Origin of the sequence: Polyangium sp. 15x6 (genome assembly GCF_029960785.1) — a bacterium.
Classification (GTDB): Bacteria; Myxococcota_A; Polyangia; order Polyangiales; family Polyangiaceae; genus Polyangium.
Map to the genome: position 1 here is coordinate 1 of NZ_JASBQE010000234.1, position 2,576 is coordinate 2,576.

2 protein-coding genes are annotated in these 2,576 nt (G+C 66.0%); one reads left to right on the forward strand and one right to left on the reverse strand.

Annotation, left to right across the window (positions count from 1 at the left end; translation table 11 throughout):
* Positions 1 to 483 precede the first annotated feature (483 nt).
* A complete protein-coding gene (locus QHF83_RS53145) occupies positions 484 to 1,215 on the forward strand; it encodes a hypothetical protein (RefSeq protein ID WP_282425855.1) in 732 nt (243 codons plus the stop codon).
* 820 nt (positions 1,216 to 2,035) lie between these two features.
* Here QHF83_RS53145 and QHF83_RS53150 read toward each other — a convergent pair.
* Positions 2,036 to 2,341, reverse strand: coding sequence for a hypothetical protein (locus QHF83_RS53150; RefSeq protein ID WP_282425856.1), 306 nt, complete (start codon positions 2,339 to 2,341; stop codon positions 2,036 to 2,038).
* Positions 2,342 to 2,576: the final 235 nt, after the last annotated feature.

The following is a 2,576-nucleotide window of genomic DNA, read 5'->3' on the forward strand; positions in this document are numbered from 1 at the left end:
GGTTATTGTGCGGCTGCGACGAACCCGCCGAGCGCACGCCGGCGCGGCGAGCATGCGCGTGCCGCGCACGTGGCGCCTGCCATGGGCGCGGATGGTCGTCCAGACGGTGGTGGGCGAGGACTTACGTACAACCCAGACAGGGTCAGCATCCGCGAATCCACCCGTGAAACCAGACCTTCCCAGCAAGCCCGCGACGACAGCGGCGAGCAGCCCAGCCGCGCCAAGCGCGTTGACAGCGGCGAGCGGCCCAGCCGTGATGAGCGGAACGGCAACGCTCAGCGGAGCATTCTGGTCCCTCGGGATGCCGCGAAGCGATCTGGGAGGAGCGATGTTCGTTTGCTTGGATCCCTCACCACGTCCACAAGCGCTTTCAGGCGTACAGCCGACCTGCAGTCTCGTGGGCAGCGCCGGAGTCGCGTTGTGCTCACGCAGCGATCGGGCTCGCGAAGTACCCATCGGGACGAGCGCACGTTGGAGACTCCCATGTCCTTGATGAAGCGAGAATGGGTGATTGTAGGCTTGGTGCTCCTGTCGCTCGAGGCATGTGGCACGGCGCCGCCCCCACCTGTCGACTCCCCCGCCGGAAAGGCCGAAACACCTGTCGACAAGGCCCCGCGCCTGATTCGTGTTGGGGACAAGCTGTACGTGAAGAACGCCCCTCAAGGCGCGACGCGCGACGCGCGGTTCTACGTACGCGCGGCGGCGCCCATCCCCGGGACCGAGGATCATCCTAAGATCGGGATAATCCGCGGCCTCGATCGTGAAGGGCGCAGCACCCTACGGGTCGTATTGATCACGCCCGTAGACGAGAGCACGCTCGATGCGATTACGGCGGAGGGGCTGCCTGTTGACCTTGTTCCACAAGACACCAGGGCCCGCGTGGGGCGACTGTGGGGCGAATACGTGCCCCAGCCCGAGTCGACATGGCCAGGGGCTGGCAAGGATGTGGTGTTGGAACTCGACCTGGGTCGAGGCGAGGATGTGAGATCGGGCGATCAATATGAACTGCTCGGTGAGGCGAAGGCCGACCGATTGAACCAGACCGTGGACAGCTTCGAGAAGCGTGGGACCTGCACCGTGCTGCCCTTCGGCGCTGACGCCACGCGCTCACGTTGCCAGGTTGATCACGGGATCGAGCCATCGGGCTTAGATAAGAATGACTGGATCCGAGGCGGGTATGCTCGGGCGATTACGGTCCGCACCAAAGGTCAATGAGCGCTTGGACGGCGATGAGCCGACCAGTGGGTGACCGACTGGGTAGGCGACCATCTCACTACCGTCCTCGAGCAGCTCCCCGTGGCGGACAGCCGTGTCCAGTCGGTTGCGGCGTTCACAGACCAGCGTGGCTTCCACCTGTTCCGCAACCGCGCGAACCGCGCGAGGATGGCTGGGCATCGGCCCGGGGCGATTTCCTACGGCACGCTCGTCGACGGCGGCGTCAGCTCGACCAGTTCAGCCGAGGGCGGAGAGGGCGGCGGTCATGTCAGAACGCAACAAACCGTAATCTCGCTCCGCGGCACGCCATTCTCGTCGAGCTCCGTGGCCGGCACGGCTCCGTTCGGCGTGTACACGCAGGTGGCGATCTGCGGGCGAGCGACCGGAATGATGCCTCGGATGGGCCATCCGTCAGGACAAGCGTGGACGCCGGGCCGGCGCACGCACTGGCGGTCTGGGTCGGGCAGGCGCAGAGAGGGCCCGAACCGCATCGCCACCTTCGGCGGCTGGTCCAGCGCCGCCTGCTCCTCTCGACTCGGCGCGCATCCGGCGAGCATGAGGAGGACCGCGGCTCCGGACAATCGTGGCGACATGCGAAGCGAACCACTTGGTCGAGGTTGACGACGGCATGGCGTGTTCGTGGACAAACACGTACCAGGTAAAACTCGCATCCGCAACGACATATTTTAGGCACGAGCGCCTACGGACAAACGGCAACCGGGTCCGGACGAACACCCGTCTCAAGTTCGTCGCCGTGCGAGTGTGAGGAGCACCCCCACACCGCCGAGAACCTCACCCGTTCGAAGTTGATGCCGCGCCGTCAACGCCGACCGGGGGGCGCACCATCTTCTTCGGGGACGAGCTTGATCGCCTCGTACACGTGACGCTCGCGCACAACATCGCCTCCCGCGAGGGCCGCGATCGTCCTCGCAACACGCAGCGCCTTGGCCCAGTTGCTCGGCGACGTGCCGCGCCGCTTCGCGAAGTCCCGGAGGCGCTCACTCCCAGTCTCGCTCTCGGCGGCCGGCGCCGCCCGAGCCGCGAGCGCCGCCGCAACCCGCCTCCTCACCGCCTCGCTCCGCTCCGGCTTGGCCACGTCGAAGACCGACGGCAAGACCACCTGCATGTCGAAGTAGCGATCAAACAGCGCACGCAGCCGCCGCTCGTGACGCTCGATCTCCGCCCGCGTACACGTACAAGGCCGGGTAGCTTCATCGCCCCGAATCCCGCACGGGCGTATCCGTTCGGCAACCCGCATCATGGCGCTCTTCCGGACTGCTGCGTAACATTTCCCCTCGATGCGGCGGCATGACGAGTTCGTCAAAAATGAAGGTGCAGAGGAGGCAACCGCCACGAAGACC